The following is a 21,942-nucleotide window of genomic DNA, read 5'->3' as shown; positions in this document are numbered from 1 at the left end:
CCACTCGAACGGGTGGCATACACGCAGGTGAGGGGCACCTGCATCCGACTATGCCGGATGCAGGTGCCCCTCACTCAGAACCCTGCGGGACGGGCGCGCCACCCGTTCGTGACGTGAGTGAGGGGCACCCTGTACCACGTCACTTGGTACAGGGTGCCCCTCACCTCGGTCAGTGGGCGAAGTGGCGGGTGCCCGTCAGGTAGAGGGTGATCCCGGCGGCCTCGGCGGCGGCGGTGACCTCGGCGTCGCGGACCGAACCGCCCGGCTGCACCACCGCCCGCACGCCCGCGTCGAGCAGCACCTGCAGGCCGTCGGCGAACGGGAAGAAGGCGTCGGACGCGGCCACCGAGCCCTGGGCGCGGTCCCCGGCGCGGGAGACCGCGAGCCGCGCGGAGTCGACCCGGTTGACCTGGCCCATGCCGACGCCGACCGTGGCGCCCGCGTCGGCCAGCAGGATCGCGTTGGACTTCACCGCGCGGCAGGACCGCCAGGCGAACTCCAGGTCCGCCAGCGTCGCCTCGTCCGCCGGGTCGCCGGTGGCCAGCGTCCAGTTCGCCGGGGAATCGCCCTCGGCGTCGAGCTCGTCCGAGCCCTGCACCAGGACACCGCCGGACACCGCGCGCATCTCGACCCGGCCCGGGCTCGGCGGCTGGGCGGTCAGGATGCGGATGTTCTTCTTCCGGCTGAGCACCTCCACCGCGCCCTCGGCGAAGCCCGGCGCCACGACGACCTCGGTGAAGATCTCGGCGACCTGCTCGGCCATCGCCACCGACACCTCGCGGTTGGTGGCGATGACGCCGCCGAAGGCGCTCACCGGGTCGCACTCGTGGGCCTTGCGGTGCGCGGCGGCGAGGTCGTCGGCGACCGCGATGCCGCACGGGTTGGCGTGCTTGATGATCGCGACGCACGGGGCGGCCTGGTCGTGCGCGGCGCGCCAGGCCGCATCGGCGTCCACGTAGTTGTTGTAGGACATCTCCTTGCCGTGCAGCTGCGCGGCGGCGGCCAGGCCGGTGGCCTCACCGCCCGAGACGTACAGCGCGGCGGGCTGGTGCGGGTTCTCGCCGTAGCGCAGCGAGGAGCGGCGCTCCCAGGTCTCCCCGATCCAGCCGGGGAACACCGAGTCGTCCCCGGTCGGCACCTTGCTCATCCAGGTCGCCACCGCCACGTCGTAGGACGCGGTGTGCCGGAACGCCTCGGCGGCCAGGTCCACCCGCTCGGCCGTGGTGAAGCCACCGCCGCGGACCTGCTCCAGCACCCACTCGTAGCGGCTCGGGTCCACCACGACCGCGACGTTGGCGTGGTTCTTCGCCGACGCGCGGACCATCGCCGGCCCGCCGATGTCGATCTGCTCGATGACCTCGTCCTGCGCGGCACCGGAGGCGACCGTCCGCACGAACGGGTAGAGGTTGACGACCAGCAGCTCGAACGCCGCGATGTCGAGGTCCCGGAGCTGCTGCGCGTGCTCCGGCCGCCGCACGTCGGCCAGCAGCCCGGCGTGCACCCTCGGGTGCAGCGTCTTGACCCGGCCGTCCAGCGCCTCCGGGAACCCGGTGAGCTCCTCGACCGGGGTCACCGGCACGCCCGCGTCGGCGAGGGTGCGGGCCGTGCCACCGGTGGAGACGATCTCGACACCGGCGGCGTGCAGCCCGGTGGCCAGCTCCAGCAGCCCCGACTTGTCCGACACGCCGATCAAGGCGCGGCGGACCGGCTTGCGCTCCTGGGGATTCGCGGTCACGGGATACTCACCTTCCGTCCCTGCACGGTCCAGCCGTGCAGCGCCAGCTTTTCCAGGGTGTCCACCAGCAGTCGCCGCTCGACCGCCTTGACCCGCTCGTGGAGGCTCGCTTCGTCGTCGTCGGGACGCACCTCGACCGCCTCCTGCGCCAGGATCGGCCCGGTGTCCACCCCGTCGTCCACGACGAACAGCGTGCACCCGGTGATCCGGACGCCGTGCTCCAAGGCGTCCCGCACGCCGTGCATCCCCGGGAACGAGGGCAGCAGCGCCGGGTGGCTGTTGAGGTAGCGGCCCGCGAAGCGGGTGAGGAAATCCGCGCCGACCAGCTTCATGAAGCCCGCGGACACCACGAGGTCGGGTTCGTGCTCGGCGCACGCCTCGGTCAGCGCGCGGTCCCACTCCTCGCGGGACGCGTGGTCCCGGACCCGTTCGACGAAGGTCGGGAGGCCGGCGCGCTCGGCGCGGGCCAAGCCCTCGATGCCCGGGCGGTCGGCTCCGACGGCGACGATCCGGACCGGGTGGTCCGGGGCGGCGGTGGCGTCCAGCAGGGACTGCAAGAGGGTTCCGGAGCCCGAGACCAGCACCACCACCCGCGCCGGGCGGGACGTGGTGAACCGGTCGGGCTCCGAGCCAGGCGTACTCGGGTTCAGCGTTTCGCTCCTGACATGGGCGCGGCACGATCTCTTCCCGCAGCGTATGCGTCGACCGCCGGGGCGGTGGCGCCAGGGTGAGGTGCCGGTGGCGCAGCACTCAGCACCCGCTGCGGACCGCTGTCACCGATGGCCTGCCCGGCGCGGAACCTCGGCGGTCTTCTCGCTGCGCCGAGCGGCTCCCGCGGTACCGCCTAGGGGTTCTCCCAGAATGCGGCGGAGCCGCATGTGGTGGGGCCGTCAGCTCGCACCGCGGCCCGTGCTCGGACGTGACCGCTCAGCGGTCTTCTCGCGAGGACAGCGCCGACGCCGGGTACGTCGTGGGTACATCGATCCCGCAGCGGGAAGAGCCTGGGATTCCGCTACCCGCACCGCCATGCAAGCCATGGGCGAAAGCGGTCCTCAGTCCGGCCGGGCGTCCGGGGGTTCGGCGTCGGGGTCGTCGGGCTCGGCCGGGCGCTGTTCCGGGACGTCCGGTTCCTCCGCCGTCGCCGCCGGCTCGCCGAACCACGCGACGAGCAGCGCCGGAACGGCGAGCCAGAACAACGTCATCACGCCCACCGATCCCGGGTGCAGCGACACCGGACCGAAGTCGCCGCCGCCCAGCCGCCCGCCCGCGACCGCGGCGGCCACCAGCGCTCCGACCGACACCACGACGGCGGCCAGCCCCGCGGCCAGCAGCCGGGGAGCGAGGTCGTCGTGCACCCGCAGCGCCGCGAGGCCGACCAGCGCGCCGAGCGCGACCGGGGCGGCGAGGACCACCAGCCACCAGGGCGAGGACTCCTGGGCGGGCAGCACCGCCAGCAGCGGCAGATCGGGCACCGGGCCCGGCGTGGACAGCACCGGCCGGACGTGCAGGGCGCCCAGCGACAGGCCGGGGCCCGCGGCGAACGCCCAGCTCCCGATGACCGCGTTGGGCACGTAGAGCACCGAGAGCAGGGTCGCGCCGATCGCCGCACCGGGTCCGCCGAGACCGCGCAGCACCGCGGCCATCTCCCCGGCCGCGACGAGCACGGCCAGCAGCAGCACCGATCCGCCGACCGCGAGGGCCCCGGCCAGCGCGAGCACGCCGATCCGCAAGCCCGACCACACGTGCGCCTCGACCCGCCCCCACACCAGGTAGATCAGGCCGCAGCGGTTGGCCAGCCCGGCGGTGGCCGCGACGGTGCCGAGCAACCCGCAGCTCAGCAAGGCGTCGACCGGCAGCGCCTGCACCGGGCCGCGCACCAGCAGCGCCAGCGCGACGCCCGCGAGGGCGTGCACCGCGCCGAACACCGCGATCACCGGCCACGCCTGGTCCGGTCGGCGCAGCCGGAGCCGACGGGCGAGCGCGCCCGCCGCGACGGCGACCAGCAGCGCGAGACCGCAGGTGGGCAGCAGCGGGAGGACGCCCAGCGGGGCGCCGTCGATGGTCAGCGACACCTGGTGGGCGGCCAGCCAGCCGGGCAGCGCCACCAGCAGCAGCGCGGGCAGGTCGACGTCCGCGCCGGGGGCGGTGGCCACCGCGAAGGCGAGCAGCCCGACCACTCCGAGGTAGCCGGTCAGCAGCACGCCCAGCGCCGCGGCCGGGAGCAGCAGCCAGCGACCGAGGGCCCGTCGACCTGGGATTTCGGCGATGGCGTGCGGGATCTGGGCGAGCAGCGACACGCGGCGAATGTCGCACCGGGCTCGCAGCGGACCGCCCGCAACACGCCGCCGCATCCGCCCATCGGGCGACTCCGCCCCGAACGCGCGCACGCGCGGCCGAGCGGGCTCGACCGCGCGTGCGGAGGTGGATCAGAAGCCGGAACCGCCGGGGTGCGGCATCTTCTGGGTGCCGGACGGACCGCCGGACTGCCCGCCCTGGGACTGCTGGCCTTGGCCCTGCTGACCTTGCGCGGGCTGACCCTGCGGGGGCTGGCCCTGCGGGGGCTGGCCCTGCGCGGGCTGGCCCTGGGGCGGCTGGCCGGGCGGGAACGGGGCCGGTTGGCCCTGCTGCGGCGCGCCGGGCGGGTTCGAGCCCGGGTTCCAGCCGCCGGGCTGCTGGTTCCACGGCGGCGGTGGGATCGGCGGCTGACCACCCTGCTGGCCGCCCTGCTGCGGGGCGCCCGGCTGCGGCCCGGTCTGCGGACCACCCTGCTGGGGCCCGCCCGACTGGGGCCCGGACTGCTGCGGCCCCGTCTGCTGCGGCCCCGTCTGCTGGGGTCCCGTCTGCTGCGGCCCCGTCTGCTGGGGTCCGGTCTGCGGGCCGCCGGGCTGCTGCGCGAACTGGCCGGAGCCGGGGCCGCTGTTCCACGGGTGCGGTCCGGTCGCCGAGGCGGGCACCCGGGTCGTCCCCGGTTCACCGCGCGCACCGGGGCGCTTGACCAGGCCCTGCTCGAACAGCAGCAGCGCCACCAGCGCACCGGCCTGGGCGATCTGGAGCAGCAGGAGCACCACCACGATGCCGCCGGAGGCACCGCGCACGAGGTCCTGGAGGTGCGCGAACATCCCGTAGACCGCCAGCGGGGCGGCCCAGTACAGCGTGTCCGGCGCCTTGGGCAGCAACCGGATGCCCGCCAGCGCGGCGGCGACGATCGAGGAGAACCCCGTCATCCCGCCGACGAGCACGCCCGCGGTGTCGCTGAAGAAGCCGATCAGGTAGCCGACCACGCCGGCGCCGGCCGCCACCAGCAGCAGGATCCCGTCGAGGTCCTTCCTGAATCCGGATGAGGCCGCCGGTTTCGGTCCGGACGGGGGCGGTGGGTAGGACATGGTTCTCGGACTCCTCGGGGTATTGGGGGCCGGTTTTCGACGGTATCGGACCGCGTCCGGCGTGTCCGGAAGTGATCGTTTCAGCGGGCTTAAGGACTGCTCAGCACGAGCTGCGCGGAAGCGGGACCTCGGCGGAGCGAGGTCGGGGGCGCCTCGCTCCGGGGCCCGGACAGCAGGCGGGGGCCGGACACCTGATCCAGGTGCCCGGCCCCCGACAACGGCTCGAACGGTGGCGTTCAGCCCTTGATGATCGAACGCATCAGCCCGGCGGTCTCGCTCGGCGTCTTGCCGACCTTGACGCCCGCGGCCTCCAGCGCCTCCTTCTTCGCCTGGGCGGTGCCCGACGAACCGGAGACGATCGCGCCCGCGTGGCCCATCGTCTTGCCCTCCGGCGCGGTGAAGCCCGCGACGTAGCCGACGACCGGCTTGGTGATGTTGGCCTTGATGTACTCGGCCGCGCGCTCCTCGGCGTCGCCGCCGATCTCACCGATCATCACGATGGCCTCGGTCTCCGGGTCGTCCTGGAACGCCTGGAGCGCGTCGATGTGGGTGGTGCCGATGATCGGGTCACCGCCGATGCCGACGCAGGAGGAGAAGCCGATGTCGCGCAGCTCGTACATCATCTGGTAGGTCAGCGTGCCCGACTTGGACACCAGGCCGATCTTGCCCTCGCCGGTGATGTCGGCCGGGATGATGCCCGCGTTGGACTTGCCGGGCGAGATGATGCCGGGGCAGTTCGGCCCGATGATCCGGGTCTTGTTGCCGGTGGCGCAGGCGTGCGCCCAGAAGTACGCCGAGTCGTGCACCGGGATGCCCTCGGTGATGACCACGGCGAGGCCGATCTCGGCGTCGATCGCCTCGATCACGGCGTCCTTGGCGAACTTCGGCGGCACGAAGACGACCGACACGTCGGCGCCGGTCTCCTTCATCGCCTCGCCGACGCTGCCGAAGACCGTGAGCTCCTTGCCCTCGATCTCGACGGTCTGCCCGGCCTTGCGGGCGTTCACCCCGCCGACGATGTTGGTGCCGGAGCGCAGCATCCGGGCGGTGTGCTTGGTGCCCTCGGAGCCGGTGATGCCCTGGACGATGACCTTGCTGTTCTCGTTGAGGAAGATAGCCATCGGTCTCACGCCCCCGCAGCCAGCTCGGCGGCCTTGTCGGCCGCGCCGTCCATGGTGTCGACCATCGTCACGACCGGGTGGTTCGCCTCGGCCAGGATGCGACGGCCTTCCTCGACGTTGTTGCCGTCGAGGCGGACGACCAGCGGCTTGGTGGCCTCGTCGCCCAGGATCTCCAGCGCCTGGACGATGCCGTTGGCCACCGCGTCGCAGGCGGTGATGCCGCCGAAGACGTTGACGAACACCGACTTGACGTCCGGGTCGCCCAGGATCACGTCGAGGCCCGCGGCCATCACCTCGGCGGACGCGCCGCCGCCGATGTCCAGGAAGTTCGCCGGCTTGACGCCCTGGTGGGCCTCACCGGCGTAGGCGACGACGTCCAAGGTGGACATGACGAGTCCGGCGCCGTTGCCGATGATGCCGACCTGGCCGTCCAGCTTGACGTAGTTGAGGTCCTTCGCCTTGGCCTTGGCCTCCAGCGGGTCCTCGGCTTCCTTGTCGACCAGCTCGGCGTGCGCGGGCTGGCGGAAGGAGGCGTTCTCGTCGAGGGTGACCTTGCCGTCGAGCGCGAGCACCTTGCCCTGCGGGTCCTTGACCAGCGGGTTGATCTCGACGAGGGTCGCGTCCTCGGCGACGAAGGTGTCCCAGAGCTGGACGATGATGTCGGCGACCTGGTCGGCGATCTCGGCCGGGAACTTCGCGGCCTCGACGATCTCGCGCGCCTTGGTGGCGTCGACGCCCTGGATCGGGTCGATGGCGACCTTGGCCAGCGCCTCCGGCTTGGTGGCGGCGACTTCCTCGATCTCCATGCCGCCCTCGACCGACGCCATCGCCAGGAAGTTCCGGTTGGCGCGGTCCAGCAGGAAGGAGAAGTAGTACTCGTCGGCGATGTCGGACGCGACGGTGACCAGGACCTTGCGGGTGACGTGGCCCTTGATGTCCAGCCCGAGGATGGCCTCGGCCTTGGTCTGCGCCTCGTCCGGGTTCTCGGCCAGCTTCACGCCGCCGGCCTTGCCACGGCCCCCGGTCTTGACCTGGGCCTTGACTACTACGGGCCCGCCCAATTCCTCGGCGACTGCCTTGGCCCCTTGCGGGTCGGTGGCCACGGAGCCGGGCAGCGTCGGCACTCCGTGGGAGGCGAAGAGCTCCTTCGCCTGGTACTCGTACAGGTCCACTCGAGTCTCCTGCGACGTCGGTGTCGGACCCGGTGACGATATCGACCTGCGATGACGCGCGGGGCGCCGCACCCGGTGAACTGCCTCACGTGAGCAGCGCTTTTCCGCAGGTGGACACGTCAGGAGCAGGGTCGAGCCCTCGCCCTCCGGGGTCCCTGGTGACGAACAGAACAGCAATTCCCTATCACGGGCAGTGGTTTTCGCACGCCTTTTCGGACCTCGGTCGGCGCGCAATTCACCACCGCCGCGAGGTCCGGTCCGCCCCGATTCCGCCCGATTCCGGTCGCCGCCCGGCCACCGCCGCGGCGACCAGCAGCACGACGATCGCGGCGAGCCCGCACCACGTCCCGATCCCCGGGGACGATCCGTCGACGCGACCGGCGGTGATCGGCAGCTCGGCGACCCGGACCGCCACGACCAGCGCCGCACCGGCCAGCAGCGCCGCCGCGCGCGGCGGTCGGCACATCGGGGCGAGCACCGCGGCGCCGACGACGGCGACCAGGCCGACCACCAGGCCCCAGGACGCGGTGTCGAAGTCGGTGAAGATCCCCGGCGGGGCGTACCCGGGCGCGGTGAGCACCGGGAACGCGAACGCACCGGCGGCCGGGACCAGCGCCACCAGGACGGGCACCAGCACCGCGCGGCGCATCGCGATCTCGGTGAGGTCCACGTCGTCGCGCTCCACCGCCCCGGCCACCGCGGCGACCACCACGGCGGCGGCGGCCGGGACCACGGCGAGGCCGGCGGCCCACGCGCCCGCCCCGGCCCGGGCACCGACCTGGAGCCCGGCGAACACCGAGCCGAGCGCGCCCGCCGCGGCCATCGGCACCACGGCCCAGACCGCCGCCAGCACCGGCCGCACCCGCGCGGCGGAGCGCAGCTGCAGCGCCGCACCGACCGCGACCAGCACCAGCCCGGCGGGCCACAGCATCCGGCCCGGGTACTCGGTGGGGTCGCTCAGCCCGGCGGGCATCCGCAGCAGCGGGGTCAGCGCGCCGACCACCGCGAGCGCTCCCGCCACCAGCGCCAGCAGACCGGCCGTGCGGTGCAGCCGGGTCAGCGCGGGCAGCCGGAGGTCGTCGCCGGCGTCGGCGGTGCGGCGCGGCGCCCACGCCAGCACCGCCAGGGCGACCACCGCGCCGAGGCCCAGCAGCGGACCGGTGGTGATCCCGGCGGTCGGCAGCGCCGCGACCGCGAGCAGCGGGGGCAGCACGACCGCGGCCAGCGCGGCGGCGAGGCCGAGCAGGCCGCCCCGGGCGAACTCCCGGTCGCCCGAGCCCCCGGCGTAGGCGGCGGTGGTGGGCAGCGCGACGGCCAGCAGCAGGCCGCCGACCAGCACCGCGACCGGGGAGTCCAGCGCGGCGCGCGGCAGCAGGAAGGGATCGGCGGAGGTGAACGGGGTCAGCAGCACGCCGACCGCCCCGAGCACGCCGGCGAGCAGGCCGAGGGCGAGCGGCCCGCTCGCGGTCTCCTCGTCACCGCGCTCGCCGGCCGCGAGCACCCCGGCGACCAGCGCCGCGACGTGCCCGGCCAGCAGCAGCCACAGACCGACCCCGGGCGCTCCCGCGTCGAGCACCTCCAGCCGGAGCAGTTCCGGCCGGGCCGCCAGCCCGGCGTCGACCAGGAACTGGACGTCCAGGGCGAGGCGACCGGGGGCGAGGGCGGCGGCGCCGACCAGCACCGCGGACGCGGCGGTGGACCGGCCGGTGCGCAGCAGCGCGAGGGCCAGCGCGGGCGGCAGCAGGGCCAGCACGAGGAGCGCCGGCCAGGCCGTGAAGGCCGCCGAGGACTCGGCGGAGACCAGGCCGAGCAGCGGCCCGAGGCCCACCAGCAGGGCTCCGGCGGCGGCGATCACCAGCGCCGCGGTCAGCCGGGAGGACGGAGTGGACCGCGGCGCCACGGCTGTCGCCGGTGCACCGCCGGACGTGGGGCTTGGCCGCGCAGTCACCGCGCCGACGCTAGCAACCCGCGCGGAGCGGACGGACACCCCGAGGGGGCACGCGGACGGGGGAATCGCACGCACGGGAGAGGGACTCGATGGTCACCCTGAGGTGATCGCACCCGAACGGAGCACGTCAGGTTGCCCATCAAGCGGCTCTTTGTATGTGATCTGCGCCACAACTCCTTACTCGCGGGTATCTGGATCGAGGCACCTGTCGGGGCCTCCTGGTACCACCGGGCCCCCGACCTCCGATCACGTAGTCGCAGGCAGTGCACATCCCTGCCGCGCGGCCCCGGCCCCGCCGCGCGCCGGACGACCGGCGGACCACCACCACCGCCGACCACTCCCCGTGTCCGCGGGGCCACGATCCGGGATTTGCCCCTAGGGGATCAGCTTGGTTACTGTCCTCCGGTCCGTTGTCACGGTCTGATCACGAAAGTCAACGCCGGTTCCCCGACCGGTAGTCGGATCCCCCGTCCGACGTCGTGATCGGACTCCCCGAGGCGGAAGGGCAGGCCTTGTCTCAGCACCGCTCCCCCAGCGGCGAACGACCTTCTCCGGTCCTGGCAGCGTCCCCCGACGCGCAGCGCGGCCGGAAAGCACCATCCACCGCATCGGTGTGGCGCGGCCGCGTGGTCGTGGCCGCCGTGGCCGCGGGCGCCTTCGCCGCCGCGGGCCAGTCCATCGCGGCGGGTGAAGGGCACGCGGCCACCGATCACGACGAATTCGACCCGCAGGGCGCGTCGGCCTCCTTCGGCAGCGCCGCGGACGACGTCACCTACGAAGGCATGGGTGGCGGCAGCACGCCCGAGGTGCTGCCCGTCGCGCACGCCACCGACAGCAACTCCGAGGTCGAGAAGCTCGCCAAGAGCACCCGCCTCGCCGAGGAGCGCGCCGCCGCCGAGGCCGCCCGCATCGCCGCCGAGAAGGAGGCGGCGCGGCCGAAGTACGTGGTCCCCGCGGAAGGCTGGTTCACCTCCGGGTTCGGCGGCCGCTGGGGCACCACCCACTACGGCATCGACATCGCCAACTCCAAGGGCACCCCGATCGTCTCCTTCGCCGACGGCGTGGTGATCGAAGCCGGGCCGGCGAGCGGCTTCGGCATGTGGGTCCGGGTCCAGCACGACGACGGCACGATCAGCGTCTACGGCCACATCAACACCATCACCGCCGACGTCGGCGACCGGGTGCAGGCGGGCGACCAGATCGCCACCATGGGCAACCGGGGCTTCTCCACCGGCACCCACCTGCACTTCGAGATCTGGAACGCCAGCGGCAAGAAGATCAACCCGCTGCCGTGGATGGAGGAGAAGGGCGTCTCCGTCTCCTGATCCGCCCGCCGCGCAGTAACGTGATCGGGTGACCGATCCGAAGCAGCTCGGCCCGGAGCAGCTAGGCGCCGTGCAGTTCGACGCCGTGCAGCGCACCCTGCTCAGCACCCTCCACGCGCGGGCCCTGGACCACCGCTCGGCGCGTCCGGTGCTCGGCGACGCCGAGGCCGCGCGGGTGGCCGACCGGCTCGGCGAGGACCTCGGCGACACCGGGATGAGCGGCACCGGCGCGGTGTTCACCGCGCTGCGCGCGAAGCTGTTCGACGAGCGGACCGAGCGGTTCCTCGCCGCGCACCCCGACGCCGTCGTGCTCAACCTGGGCTGCGGCCTGGACGCGCGGGCCTGGCGGGTCACCGTCCCGCCCGGGGTGCGCTGGTACGACGTGGACCAGCCCGAGGTCATCGCGCTGCGGCGCCGGGTGTTCGGCGAGCCGCCGCGCGGCGCGGACCACCACCTGCTCGCCGCCTCGGTCACCGACCCGGACTGGTTCGCCGAGGTGCCCGCCGACCGCCCGGTGCTGGTGCTGGCCGAAGGGCTCGCGCCGTACCTGGACGAGGCGGACGTGCTCGCGCTGCTGCGCCGGATCAGCACCCGCTTCCCGCGCGGTGAGATCGTCCTCGACGTGATCCACCCCTGGGTGGTGGCCCTGGCGCACCGGGTGTCGGCGCTGCGCCAGACCGGCACGACGTTCCGCTGGGGCCTCGGCGATCCGCGCGAGCTGACCGCGCGGGTGCCGGGACTGCGCCTGCTGCACCAGGTCCGGATGACGACCCGGCCGGAGCTGGACCGGCTCCCGATCGGGTCGCGGGTCGCCGCGCGGGTGGCCAGCGCGCTGCCCGGTCCGCGCGACGGGTTCCGGGTGCTGCGGCTGGCCTTCGAGCGCGAGCGGCGACCGGTGTCGCTGCGCGGCGCCCCGGAGACCATGCTCGCCACCCTGCGGCTGCGCGCCCTGGACGCCCGCGGCGCCGACCCGATCCTCGGCGACCGGTGGGCCGAACGCGCGGTGCGGCGGCTGGACTACGACTTCGACCGGTTCCGGAAGCTGGACCGCAATCCCGCGTCGGTCGCGATCCGCGCGCAGGCCCTGGACCGCGAGGTGCGGCGGGCGCTGCGGCCGGGGATGACCGTGCTGCACCTGGGCTGCGGCCTCGACGCCCGGTACGAGCGGATCGACCCGCCCGCCGACGTCGCGTGGTACGACGTCGACCACCCCGACGTGATCGCGCTGCGCCGCGCGGTGCTGCCGGTGGACGCGCCCGGGTACCGCGCCGTCGGCTCGTCGGTCACCGATCCCGCGCTGCTGCGGGGAATTCCCGGCGACCGGCCGGTGCTGGTGGTCGCCGAGGGGCTCACCATGTACCTGTCCGAACAGGACGGACGCGAGCTGCTGCGCCGGATCACCGCGCACTTCCCCGCCGGACACCTGATCTTCGACGCGTTCAACACCCTGGGCGTCGAGTTCTCCCGCCGGTTCAACCCCGCCGTGGTGGCCGCCGGAGCGCGCCTGGGGTGGGCCATCGACGACCCCCGGGAGCTGCCGGTCCCGGGCGTGGAACTCGCCGAGGAGTGGTCCTTCGACCAGGCGCCCGAGATCGCCCGCTTCTCCCCGCCGTTCCGGCTCTTCCTGCGCGCCTGGGGGCGGATCACCCCGCTGCGCCGGATGGGCCGCGTGCTGCACTACCGGTTCTGACCGCTGGCCTCACCACGCCGGATGACGGCGGGGCGTGTCCTCGTGGGGGCCCGGGCCGTCCCGGCTCCGGAGGCGAGCTGCGCTCCGGCGTCGACGACCGGGGTGCGTGACCCGGTGGTGCCGGTACTGGCACCCGGACGTCCGCCCCACCTGAACCACACCGCACCGGCCGCCCGACACGCCGACGCCACCCGTTCGCGCACTGAGTGAGGGGCACCCTTGCCCAAGTTACTGGGGCAAGGGTGCCCCTCACTCAGTTCCCCGTCGGGTGATGGCTGGTGTGGCGGCGGTCCGGTTAGAGCTTGGTGAGGGGGACGCTGCCGATGAGCATCAGGCGGACCGTGCCGGAGCTGCCGAAGTCGATGGTGGCGGTGGCGCGGGGGCCTTCGCCCTCGGTGGCCAGCACCGTGCCCAGGCCGTACTTGTCGTGGGTGACGCGGTCGCCCGCGGCGAGCTTGATGGCCACCGAGTCCTTCCAGCCGGTCGCCGGGGTGCTGCGCATCCCCCGCGCGGCGACCCCGGCCTGGGCCGAATCCCCGCCGGTGCGGTCGAAGCCGCGGCTGCCCCAGGTGCTGCGCACCTGCGGGGCGGCGCGTTCCGGCTCGACGCGGCGCCAGTCCAGCAGCTCCTCCGGGATCTCGGCGAGGAACCGCGACGCCGGGTTGGTCATCGGCTGCCCCCAAGCCGAGCGCATCAGCGCCCGCGACAGGTGGAGCCGCTGCCTGGCCCGGGTGATGCCGACGTAGGCCAACCGCCGCTCCTCGGCCAGCTCCGCCGGATCGCCCAGCGCGCGGTTGTGCGGGAAGACGCCGTCCTCCCAGCCGCTGCTGAACACCACCGGGAACTCCAGGCCCTTCGCGGTGTGCAGCGTCATCAGCGTCACCACGCCGTCGCCGGACTCGGGCAGCGAGTCCGCGTCGGCCACCAGCGACACCCGCTCCAGGAACGCCGACAGCGAGTCGTCGGCGGGCAGGCCCTCGGGTTCCGGCTCGGTGAGCGCGGCTTCGGCGTCCTCGGACGCCTCGCCCGCGGGCGCGCCGGCGCGGGCCTCGACGAACTCCCGGGCCACCGTGACCAGCTCGGTCAGGTTCTCCACCCGGGTGGCGTCCTGCGGGTCGTCGCTGGCCTCCAGCTCGCCCCGGTAGCCGGTGCGCTCCAGGATCGCTTCCAGCACCTCGGCCACGTCGGACTCCGCCGCCACCGCGTGCAGCTCGTCGAGCAGCGCGGTGAACTCCGCGACGGCCCGCCGCGCGCGGGTGCCGAGCAGCGAGGCGCGGCCCTCGGCGGCCTCCCGCAGCGCCGCCGCGAACGAGATCCGCTCCTGCTCGGCGTGCGCGGCGACCACGGCCTCGGCCCGGTCGCCGATGCCCCGCTTGGGCACGTTGAGGATGCGGCGCAGGCTCACCGTGTCCTCCGGGTTGTCCAGCACCCGCAGGTAGGCCAGCGCGTCGCGCACCTCGCGCCGCTCGTAGAAGCGCACCCCGCCGACGACCCGGTACGGCAGGCCCAGCCGGATGAACACCTCCTCGAACACCCGGGACTGGTTGTTGGTCCGGTAGAACACCGCGATGTCGTTGAACGTCGCGGCGCCCTCGTCGACCAGCCGGTCGATCTCGCCCGCCACGAACGCGGCCTCGTCGTGCTCGTTGTCGGCGACGTAGCCGACGATCCGCTCGCCGTCGCCCGCGTCGCTCCACAGCCGCTTGTCCCGCCGGTTCGGGTTGCGCTGGATCACCGCGTTGGCGGCGGACAGGATGGTCTGGGTGGAGCGGTAGTTCTGCTCCAGCAGGATCGAGGTGGCCTGCGGGAAGTCCCGCTCGAACTCCTCGATGTTGCGGATGGTGGCGCCGCGGAAGGCGTAGATCGACTGGTCGGCGTCGCCGACCACGCACAGCTCCGCCGGTTCCACGCCGCTGTCTGTGGTCGCGGTGCCGACCAGCTCGCGGACCAGGACGTACTGCGCGTGGTTGGTGTCCTGGTACTCGTCGACCAGCACGTGCCGGAACCGCCTGCGGTAGTGCTCGGCCACCGCCGGGTGGTCGCGCAGCAGCTCGACGGTGCGCATGATCAGGTCGTCGAAGTCCATCGCCTGCGACTCGGCCAGCCGCCGCTGGTAGGTCGCGTAGACCTGCGCGGCCTTGCGCTCGACGTCGTTGCCCGCCTGCTCGGCGGCCTCCTCCGGCCCGATCAGCTCGTTCTTGAGGTTCGAGATCTGCACCGCGAGGGTCCGCGCCGGGTACCGCTTGGAGTCCAGCTCCAGCTCCCGCGCCACCAGCGTGATCAACCGGCGCGAGTCGTCGCCGTCGTAGATCGAGAAGTTCGACGACAGCCCGAGGGTCTTGGCCTCGCGGCGGATGATCCGCACGCACATCGAGTGGAAGGTCGACACCCACATCGCCCCGGCCCGCCTGCCGACGAGCGCGGCCACCCGCTCCTTCATCTCGGCGGCGGCCTTGTTGGTGAAGGTGATCGCCATGATCTGCCCGGGGTGCGCGCCGCGTTCGAGCTGGTAGGCGATGCGGTGCGTGAGCACCCGGGTCTTGCCGGAGCCCGCGCCCGCCACCACCAGCAGCGGGCCGCCGGTGTGCACGACCGCCGCGCGCTGCTGCGGGTTCAGCCCGGTGAGCAGCGATTCACCTGAGTCGGAGCCACCGGACCCGGAGCCGGGAGTGCCGTCGGAACCCTGCGGGAGGTCGAAGAGGGTGCTCATCGTCCTTCCACGTTACCGGTCGCCCCCGACGGGCCCGCGCGTTCCTCCGGGACGCCTCGGGGATCGCCCCGGATGTCCCGGTCCGCGGCGGCGACGACGGTGGGGCGCGTGGTGGAGTGGATCGGGCGCCTCGACGCGTTCCTGACCGACCTGGTGGCGAGCGCGGCGGCGCTCGACCCGTGGGCGTGCGCGGCGGCGCTGTGCGCGGTGATCGCCCTGGAGGCGTCGTTGTTCGTGGGGCTGGTGGTGCCCGGCGAGGCGGTGCTGCTGCTCGGGGCGATCGCGCTCGGGCCCCGCTGGGCGCTGCTGGTGGTGGCGGCCGCGGCGCTGGGCAGCCTGCTCGGGCAGGTCGGCGGCTACTGGCTGGGCCGGGGGCTGGGGCCGGGACTGCGCGGCAGCCGGGTCGGCCGGGCGATCGGCGCCGCCCGCTGGGAGACCGCCGAGGCGGTGGTCCGGGACACCGGCGGCCGCGCGCTGATCACGCTCCGGTTCGTCGCCGTGGTGCACTCCCTGGTTCCCGCGGTGATCGGCTCGCTGCGGATGCCGTTCGCCCGCTTCCTGGTTCCCGCGGTGATCGGCTCGCTGCTGTGGGCCTCGGTGCACACCACCGCCTCGCTGCTCCTCGGGCAGGCGGCCGAGGCGATCGGCTACGGCTGGGCCGCCGCGGTGGTCACCGGTGCCGGGGTGGTCGCGGCGGGAGTGCTCCTGGTCCGCGCGCTGCGCAGGCAGCGCGCCGCCCGGCGCACCCCGGTCGGCTGACCGGCGCGGGGCGCGTCCAGCAGGTGGGAGAGCCGCCTCACCTGATGGCCCCGCCTCGCGGTGCTGTGGCAGACTGGTGGGGTGCTGACGCGGATGTACGAGTTTTTCTACGGGCCCCGGACTCCGGCGCCCGTGGCAGCGTGAGCACACACGATTACTACGACGCCCCGGAGTCCGCGGACTCGGGGCGTTTCGCGCATCCGGGCCGGGACGGGGCCGACGAGCCGGAGGACAACGCCCGATGAACGCCACCGTGGACGGTGACCAGCCGAAGTCCGACGCCGAGGAAGCCGCCGCCGCGATCGACGGCTTCCGCCAGGAGATCGACCACCTGGACGCGGAGATCCTGCGTCTGGTCAAGCGCCGCGCCGAGGTCTCCCAGGAGGTCGGCCGGGCGCGGATGGCCGCCGGTGGTCCGCGCATCGTCTACAACCGCGAGATGGACGTGCTGGCCCGCTACCGCGAGCTGGGCGCCGAGGGACGCGAGCTCGCGATGATCCTGCTGCGCCTCGGCCGCGGCCGCCTCGGCTGACCGACCCGCGCGCGGGGTGGCCGGGACGGACCCCGCGCGCGAATCCCCCTACCGGTCGCCGTGCTCGACCATGTCCCAGAACTCCCGGGCGGCGGGCGTGATCGGTGCCCGCCTGGTGATCAGCCACAGGTCGAGGTGCGCGGGCGGTTCGAGGTCGAGCACCCGCAAGCCCATCCGGCGCGCGACGGCCCCCCAGCCGTCGGTGAGGACGGCGCTGCCCACCCCGCCGGCGACCAGCGTCAGGACCTGCTCGCGGTGTTCGGTCTCGACCACCACGTCCAGGTCGATCCCCCGGCTGCGCATCTCCTCGATCAGCGACCGCATGCCGGTGCCGCGCGGCCCGGCGATCAGCCGCCTGCCCGCGAGGTCCTCGCGCCGGAGGGCACCCTCGGGCGCCGCGTCGTCGCCGCTGGTGATGAGCACGAACCGCTGGCTGCGCAACCGCCGCGTCACCAGGTCTGCGTCGTGCAGCGGGTGCGGGGTGCCGAGCACGCCGAGCTCGCAGGAGCCGGAGCGGACGATCTCGATGGTGCGCTCGGCGGTGGCCGCGGCGACGACGTTCACCGTGACACCGGGGGCCCGGCGCCCGAATTCGGCGATCAGGTCGCTGAGCGGGTCGATGGCGGGCGAGGGCATGCTGGCGATGTCGATCCGGCCGTGGCGCAGCCCCTTGACCGCGCTGATCGTCTCCCCGGCCACCTGGAGGTCCCGCAGCACCTGGCGGGCCGGTCCGACCAGGGCCCGACCGGCCTCGGTGAGCGTGACCCCCCGGCTGTGGCGGTGGAACAGCGGCGTGTCCAGCTTGCGCTCCAGCGCCTTGATCGCCTGCGACAGCGACGGCTGCGCCAGGTGCAGGTGTTCGGCGGCGCGCACGAAGCCCTCGTGGTCGACCACCGCCAGGAAGTAGCTCAACTGTCGTGAATCCATCCGACCCCTCCCGCGGCGAACAGGTGGAACCTATCGCCGGGGGAGCCAGGATGCCGTGGGCCTGTCGCCGCCGCGCTCGCGGCTCACACCGCGTGGTCGGCGGTCAGGTCCCGGTGGCGCGTCTCCGGCGACCACACCACCGCCACCACCGTGACCACCGCGCACAGCGCCACGTAGATCGAGATCGGCACCGAGGAGCCGAACGCGGCCAGCAGCCCCGTCGCGATGATCGGCGCCAGCGAGCCGGCCACGATCGACGCGAGCTGGTAGCCGATGGACGCGCCGGAGTAGCGCACCCGGGTGCCGAACAGCTCCGAGAAGAACGCCGCCTGCGGGCCGTACATCGCGCCGTGGAACACCAGCCCGATCGTGGTCGCCACCGTGATCACCGCGAAGGACTCGGTGTCCAGCATGGTGAAGAAGGGGAACGCCCACAGCCCGGTGCCGACCGCGCCCACCAGGTACACCGGGCGCCGCCCGACCCGGTCCGACAGCGCGCCCCACAGCGGGATGCTCGCGAAGTGCACCAGCGCCGCGATCAGCGAGGCGTTCAGCGCGATCCCGCGCGGCAGCCCGAGGAACGTGGTCACGTAGGTGAGCACGAACGACGTCAGCATGTAGTAGACGACGTTCTCGGCGAACCGGGCGCCCATCGCGGTGAGCACCTCGCGCCGGTAGCGGCGCAGCACCTCGACGACCGGCGGCTTGTCCGCGGCGCCGGTGCGCTCGGCTTCCGCCCGCGCGGCCAGGAACACCGGCGATTCCTCCACCGCCAGCCGCACCCACAGGCCGACCAGCACCAGCACGCCGGACAGCAGGAACGCGATCCGCCAGCCCCAGGCCAGGAACGCCTCCTCGGTCTGCACCGCGGCCAGCACCGCCAGCACCGCGGTGCCCAGCAGGTTGCCCAGCGGCACCCCGGCCTGCGGCCAGGACGCCCAGAAGCCCCGGTGCTTCGCCGAGCCGTGCTCGGTGACGATGAGGACCGCACCGCCCCACTCGCCGCCGATCGCGAAGCCCTGCACCAGCCGCAGCAGGGTCAGCAGCAGCGGTGCCGCCACCCCGACCGCCTGGTGGGTGGGCAGCAGACCGATCAGGAACGTCGCGCCGCCCATCATCACCAGGCTCAGCACCAGCAGCTTCTTGCGGCCGAGCCGGTCGCCGAAGTGGCCGAACACCAGACCGCCGATGGGCCGCGCGACGAAGCCGACCGCGTAGGTGACGAAGGCCAGCAGGGTGCCGATCAGCGGATCACCGGTCGGGAAGAACAGGCGGTTGAAGACCAGGGCCGCCGCCGAGCCGTAGAGGAAGAAGTCGTACCACTCCACGGTGGTGCCGACCAGGCTCGCCAGCACCACGCGACCGGTGCCGGTCCGCGCGGGCGTGCTGTCGGGTTCGGTGCGCATCGCGGGCGCCTCCTCGGGATCAGGGCCTTCTTCGACGTCCTCGTCGGCCGCGGCGGGACGGCCCTCAGTGCGCGGTCCAGCCGCCGTCCATCGCCATCGACGCCCCGGTGATCGAGCTGGTCCCGGGCCCGCACAGCCACACCACGAGCTCGGCGACCTCCTCCGGCTCGACCAGCCGCTTGACCGCGCTGCGGGCCAGCAGCACGTCCTCCAGCACCTCGGCCTCCGGGACCCGGTGCAGCTCGGCCTGCTCGGTGAGCTGCCGCTCCACCAGCGGCGTCCGCACGAAACCGGGGTTGACGCAGTTCGAGGTCACGCCGTAGCGCGCGCCCTCCAGCGCGATCGTCTTGGACAGCCCCTCCACCGCGTGCTTGGCGGTGACGTAGGCGGACTTGTACCGGGACGCGCGCAGGCCGTGCACCGAGGAGATGTTGATGACCCGGCCCCAGCCGCGCCGGTACATCCCGGGCAGCGCGGTCCGCACGATGCGGAACGGGGACTCCACCATCACCCGCAGCATCGCGCTGAACGTCTCCGGCGGGAACTCGTGCACCGGCGCGACGTGCTGGAAACCGGCGTTGTTGACCACCACGTCGGCCCGCTCGCCCAGCGCACCGGCGACCTCCGGATCGCTCAGGTCCACCACCCGGGCCTCCGCGCCGAGCTCGGCGGCCACCGCCTCCACCGCCTCCGCCGCGCGGTCGGCCAGCACCACCTCGGCGCCCGCCCCGACGAGCCCGCGCGCCACGGCGGCCCCGATCCCGCTGGCCCCGCCGGTGACCACGGCGCGTTTGCCGGTCAGCACGTGCTCCGGCGTGTGAAGGGCGCTCATACCCACGCAACCTAGGCGTGAGGCGCGTCTCAATCCAGCCCCGGAGCACAACCGTTTCCGCGTCCGGACCGCACGGGGTGCCGCCCCGGCGACCCCGCACCCCCGGTGCTCAGGTCTTCTCCGGGATATCACCCATACCGGGCAGGCCCGGGACAAGGCAGACTGGGGGCATGTTCATCATCGGAGTTGTCGCCACCCTCGTGACCCTCGTGGCGGTGCTGATCGGCGCCGGGCACGCGGGTTACCTCGGGATGCTGTCCTCGGCGGCCAAGAAGCGGCCCGGCGGACAGCCCGCGGTCGACTTCGCCAAGAAGCGGATGCCGTCGGCGGGCATCGGCCTCGGCATCGGGCTGCTCGCGCTGCTGTTCTCCCTCGGCGAGGGCGGCACCGACATCGTGGCCATCCTGCTCGCCGGTGGCGGTGGGTTCTACTCGCTGAAGCAGTTGCAGAGCACGCAAGCAAAGTTCCGCAACGGCCAGTTCTAATCTGTGCGGTGGTCTTTTTGCGGAGCGGTGCGGGTGGCGGAACCTCAGCGGCCTTCTCGCTCCGGGAGCCGCTCCTCATGTACAAGCGCGTACACAGCGTCGCGGCTGTCCTCGCGAGAAGGCCGCTGAGAACCCGCGGCGGTGCCAGTTGCGAGGGTGGGGCAAAGCGGAAGCGGCTTCGCCGCTTGCCTGACGGTGGTCGGGTTTGGCTCGTGCGTGGGCGCTTCGGCTTTGCCGTTTGCCTGACTGGGATTCCGTTTGGCGTGTGGGTGGGCGTGAACAACCTTTGATCAACTCGGGTGATGGGGGCGCGTCCGGGAGGATCATGGGGGGTCGGGGCACTACGATGTGACCATGACCACTCCGCCGGATGTCGACGTCGAGCGGGCGCTCGTGGTCACCGCGCACCCCGACGACGTCGACTTCGGCACGGCGGGGACGGTCTCGGCGTGGACCGGCGCGGGCATCGCGGTCACCTACTGCGTCTGCACCGCGGGTGATTCGGGGGCCTTCGAGGGCGTCCCGCGCGGCGAGGTCGCCCGGCTGCGCCAGGACGAGCAGCGGGCCGCCGCGGCTGCCGTCGGCGTCTCCGACGTGCGCTTCCTCGACCACCGGGACGGCCGGGTGGTCGCCGACCTCGGGCTGCGCCGCGACATCGCGCGGGTGATCCGGCAGGTCCGGCCGCAGCTCGTCGTCAGCCACTCGCCGGAGATCGCCTGGGAGCACCTCGTGGTCTCGCACCCGGACCACCGCGCGGTCGGGGAAGCGGCGCTGGCCGCGGTCTACCCCGACGCGCGCAACGAGTACGCCCACCCGGAGCTGCTCGACGAGGGCCTGGCGCCGTGGACGGTGCCCGCGCTGTGGCTCTCCGGTTCACCCGAACAGCGGATCAACCGCGCGGTCGACATCACCGATCACTTCGAAGCGAAGCTCGCCGCCCTCGCGGCGCACCGCTCCCAGACCGCGCACCTGGACGATCTCCGGGACACCATGCGGCAGCACCTCGAACGCAACGCGCAGCGGCACGGCCTCGCCGCCGGGCGCCTCGCCGAGGTCTTCCACGCGGTCGACACGTCGTGAACTCCGAGGACTACGCGGGATCGGGGGTTCCCATGCACCACGCACGCGCGTCCGCCCCGGACGACCGGGATCCGGACGCCGACGGGCTGCACGCCTTCAACCTGGGCATGGTGCCCGCCTCGGTCACCCCGCCGCGCACCTGGCGGCACGCCGCCTGGTTCGCCATCACCGCCTCCGCCGCGTCGCTGGGCGGGCTGCTGGTCGCCACCAGCATGCTGGTCGGCGGCGGCCACACCATCGACGGGCTGCAACTGCCGAGCATGCCGCGCGGCGGCGAGTACCCGCCGCTGCTGCGCCGCACCGACGCCCCCACCCCGCCCGCCTCGCCGGACTCCTCGGACCGGGCGCCCGCCGCGGTGCGCGACGAATCCGCCGGTCCGTCCCGGGCGCCCGTGCCCGCACCGCCCGCCACCTCGCGCCCGCCGGGCACCGCGCCCGCGGGCACCCCGACCGCACCGCCGCCCCCGGCGGTGATCCCGCCCGCGCCGGCCCCGGCCGGGACCGCGCCCGCCCCGCCGTCGGCGACCACCGCGCCGCCGGACCGGGAACCGCTGATCGAGCCGCTGCCCAGCCCGCTGACCGCGGAACCGGCCGAACCCACCTCGACGACCCCGCAGCCCCCGGGCTCCGCCGCGCAGCAGTACCTCGACGAGATCACCCGCGAGGAGCTCCACCGGTTCTGCGACCAGGTGCGCCGGGGGCAGCACTCCTGGCCGTTCGCCGACCGGTGCCCGGAGGCGACCGGGGTGCCGCCCGGACCCGCCGGGACGGCATCCTGATCATGGCGACTGCTCCGATCGTGTGATCACTGCCGGTAACGCCGGGTGAACCAGCGGA

18 protein-coding genes are annotated in these 21,942 nt (G+C 73.7%); 7 read left to right on the top strand and 11 right to left on the bottom strand.

The annotated features are described in order from the left end of the window. Positions 1–169: 169 nt before the first annotated feature. From purH to ABD976_RS05255, 7 genes are all read right to left on the bottom strand, one after another. A complete protein-coding gene (purH, locus tag ABD976_RS05285; RefSeq protein ID WP_345357969.1) occupies positions 170–1,735 on the bottom strand; it encodes a bifunctional phosphoribosylaminoimidazolecarboxamide formyltransferase/IMP cyclohydrolase in 1,566 nt (521 codons plus the stop codon). After that, a complete protein-coding gene (gene purN, locus ABD976_RS05280) occupies positions 1,732–2,385 on the bottom strand; it encodes a phosphoribosylglycinamide formyltransferase (protein ID WP_345358736.1) in 654 nt (217 codons plus the stop codon). The genes purH and purN overlap by 4 nt, the downstream gene beginning before the upstream one ends. Before the next feature lie 402 nt (positions 2,386–2,787). Next, positions 2,788–4,032, bottom strand: coding sequence for a cell division protein PerM (locus tag ABD976_RS05275; RefSeq protein ID WP_345357966.1), 1,245 nt, complete (start codon positions 4,030–4,032; stop codon positions 2,788–2,790). A 129-nt stretch (positions 4,033–4,161) separates the two neighbouring features. Further along, positions 4,162–5,034, bottom strand: a complete 873-nt coding sequence (locus ABD976_RS05270) for a DUF5336 domain-containing protein (protein ID WP_345357964.1) — start codon at positions 5,032–5,034, stop codon at positions 4,162–4,164. 320 nt (positions 5,035–5,354) lie between these two features. Then, positions 5,355–6,239, bottom strand: coding sequence for a succinate--CoA ligase subunit alpha (gene sucD, locus ABD976_RS05265; RefSeq protein WP_345357961.1), 885 nt, complete (start codon positions 6,237–6,239; stop codon positions 5,355–5,357). 5 nt (positions 6,240–6,244) lie between these two features. Then, positions 6,245–7,411 carry an ADP-forming succinate--CoA ligase subunit beta gene (gene sucC / locus ABD976_RS05260; protein WP_345357958.1) on the bottom strand — a complete coding sequence of 389 codons (1,167 nt, stop codon included), beginning with the start codon at positions 7,409–7,411 and terminating at the stop codon, positions 6,245–6,247. A 235-nt stretch (positions 7,412–7,646) separates the two neighbouring features. After that, positions 7,647–9,359: a hypothetical protein gene (locus ABD976_RS05255; protein ID WP_345357955.1), complete on the bottom strand. Its 1,713-nt coding sequence runs from the start codon at positions 9,357–9,359 to the stop codon at positions 7,647–7,649. A 611-nt stretch (positions 9,360–9,970) separates the two neighbouring features. On the opposite strand from ABD976_RS05255, the gene ABD976_RS05250 reads away from it, so the two are divergent. Continuing rightward, positions 9,971–10,684 carry a M23 family metallopeptidase gene (locus ABD976_RS05250; RefSeq protein WP_345357952.1) on the top strand — a complete coding sequence of 238 codons (714 nt, stop codon included), beginning with the start codon at positions 9,971–9,973 and terminating at the stop codon, positions 10,682–10,684. 28 nt (positions 10,685–10,712) lie between these two features. Further along, positions 10,713–12,374 carry a class I SAM-dependent methyltransferase gene (locus ABD976_RS05245; RefSeq protein ID WP_345357949.1) on the top strand — a complete coding sequence of 554 codons (1,662 nt, stop codon included), beginning with the start codon at positions 10,713–10,715 and terminating at the stop codon, positions 12,372–12,374. 295 nt (positions 12,375–12,669) lie between these two features. On the opposite strand, the gene pcrA is transcribed toward ABD976_RS05245, so the two are convergent. Further along, complete coding sequence (gene pcrA / locus ABD976_RS05240; RefSeq protein WP_345357946.1) at positions 12,670–15,084, bottom strand: DNA helicase PcrA; 2,415 nt, start codon at positions 15,082–15,084, stop codon at positions 12,670–12,672. Between the two features lie 72 nt (positions 15,085–15,156). Between pcrA and ABD976_RS05235 the strand changes: the two genes are divergently transcribed. Together ABD976_RS05235 and ABD976_RS05230 are read left to right on the top strand one after the other, a co-directional pair. Further along, positions 15,157–15,843 carry a DedA family protein gene (locus ABD976_RS05235; RefSeq protein ID WP_345357943.1) on the top strand — a complete coding sequence of 229 codons (687 nt, stop codon included), beginning with the start codon at positions 15,157–15,159 and terminating at the stop codon, positions 15,841–15,843. A 241-nt stretch (positions 15,844–16,084) separates the two neighbouring features. Continuing rightward, a complete protein-coding gene (locus tag ABD976_RS05230; RefSeq protein ID WP_345357940.1) occupies positions 16,085–16,375 on the top strand; it encodes a chorismate mutase in 291 nt (96 codons plus the stop codon). Between the two features lie 48 nt (positions 16,376–16,423). On the opposite strand, the gene ABD976_RS05225 is transcribed toward ABD976_RS05230, so the two are convergent. From ABD976_RS05225 to ABD976_RS05215, 3 genes are all read right to left on the bottom strand, one after another. Beyond that, positions 16,424–17,302, bottom strand: a complete 879-nt coding sequence (locus ABD976_RS05225; RefSeq protein WP_345357937.1) for a LysR family transcriptional regulator — start codon at positions 17,300–17,302, stop codon at positions 16,424–16,426. 83 nt (positions 17,303–17,385) lie between these two features. Further along, entirely contained in the window at positions 17,386–18,708 is a 1,323-nt protein-coding gene (locus tag ABD976_RS05220; RefSeq protein ID WP_345357934.1) for an MFS transporter, read from the bottom strand. A gap of 64 nt (positions 18,709–18,772) precedes the next feature. Continuing rightward, on the bottom strand, positions 18,773–19,540 hold the full coding sequence (locus tag ABD976_RS05215) for a 3-hydroxybutyrate dehydrogenase (protein WP_345357931.1): 768 nt from the start codon (positions 19,538–19,540) through the stop codon (positions 18,773–18,775). A gap of 170 nt (positions 19,541–19,710) precedes the next feature. Here ABD976_RS05215 and ABD976_RS05210 point away from each other — a divergent pair, with 170 nt between their 5' ends. The 3 genes from ABD976_RS05210 to ABD976_RS05200 all read left to right on the top strand — a co-directional run bounded on the left by ABD976_RS05210 (position 19,711) and on the right by ABD976_RS05200 (position 21,884). Next, on the top strand, positions 19,711–20,025 hold the full coding sequence (locus ABD976_RS05210; RefSeq protein WP_345357929.1) for a hypothetical protein: 315 nt from the start codon (positions 19,711–19,713) through the stop codon (positions 20,023–20,025). Positions 20,026–20,379: 354 nt separating this feature from the next. Continuing rightward, positions 20,380–21,105 carry a PIG-L deacetylase family protein gene (locus ABD976_RS05205; RefSeq protein WP_345357926.1) on the top strand — a complete coding sequence of 242 codons (726 nt, stop codon included), beginning with the start codon at positions 20,380–20,382 and terminating at the stop codon, positions 21,103–21,105. Positions 21,106–21,137: 32 nt separating this feature from the next. Next, entirely contained in the window at positions 21,138–21,884 is a 747-nt protein-coding gene (locus ABD976_RS05200) for a hypothetical protein (protein WP_345357923.1), read from the top strand. The last annotated feature ends 58 nt before the right edge of the window (positions 21,885–21,942 follow it).

Origin of the sequence: Saccharopolyspora cebuensis (assembly GCF_039542665.1) — a bacterium.
GTDB lineage: Bacteria > Actinomycetota > Actinomycetes > Mycobacteriales > Pseudonocardiaceae > Saccharopolyspora > Saccharopolyspora cebuensis.
The sequence above is the reverse complement of the archived record's forward strand: the minus strand, read 5'-3'. Positions and strand labels throughout refer to the sequence as shown.

What these genes read in the sequence shown, in the direction of transcription:
- ABD976_RS05200 (WP_345357923.1), top strand. Translation starts at nt 21,138, where the DNA reads ATGCACCACGCACGCGCGTCCGCCCCGGACGACCGGGATCCGGACGCC.
- sucD (WP_345357961.1), bottom strand. Translation starts at nt 6,239, where the DNA reads ATGGCTATCTTCCTCAACGAGAACAGCAAGGTCATCGTCCAGGGCATC.
- ABD976_RS05235 (WP_345357943.1), top strand. Translation starts at nt 15,157, where the DNA reads ATGTCCCGGTCCGCGGCGGCGACGACGGTGGGGCGCGTGGTGGAGTGG.
- ABD976_RS05230 (WP_345357940.1), top strand. Translation starts at nt 16,085, where the DNA reads ATGAACGCCACCGTGGACGGTGACCAGCCGAAGTCCGACGCCGAGGAA.
- ABD976_RS05210 (WP_345357929.1), top strand. Translation starts at nt 19,711, where the DNA reads ATGTTCATCATCGGAGTTGTCGCCACCCTCGTGACCCTCGTGGCGGTG.
- ABD976_RS05215 (WP_345357931.1), bottom strand. Translation starts at nt 19,540, where the DNA reads ATGAGCGCCCTTCACACGCCGGAGCACGTGCTGACCGGCAAACGCGCC.
- pcrA (WP_345357946.1), bottom strand. Translation starts at nt 15,084, where the DNA reads ATGAGCACCCTCTTCGACCTCCCGCAGGGTTCCGACGGCACTCCCGGC.
- ABD976_RS05225 (WP_345357937.1), bottom strand. Translation starts at nt 17,302, where the DNA reads ATGGATTCACGACAGTTGAGCTACTTCCTGGCGGTGGTCGACCACGAG.
- ABD976_RS05220 (WP_345357934.1), bottom strand. Translation starts at nt 18,708, where the DNA reads ATGCGCACCGAACCCGACAGCACGCCCGCGCGGACCGGCACCGGTCGC.
- ABD976_RS05205 (WP_345357926.1), top strand. Translation starts at nt 20,380, where the DNA reads ATGACCACTCCGCCGGATGTCGACGTCGAGCGGGCGCTCGTGGTCACC.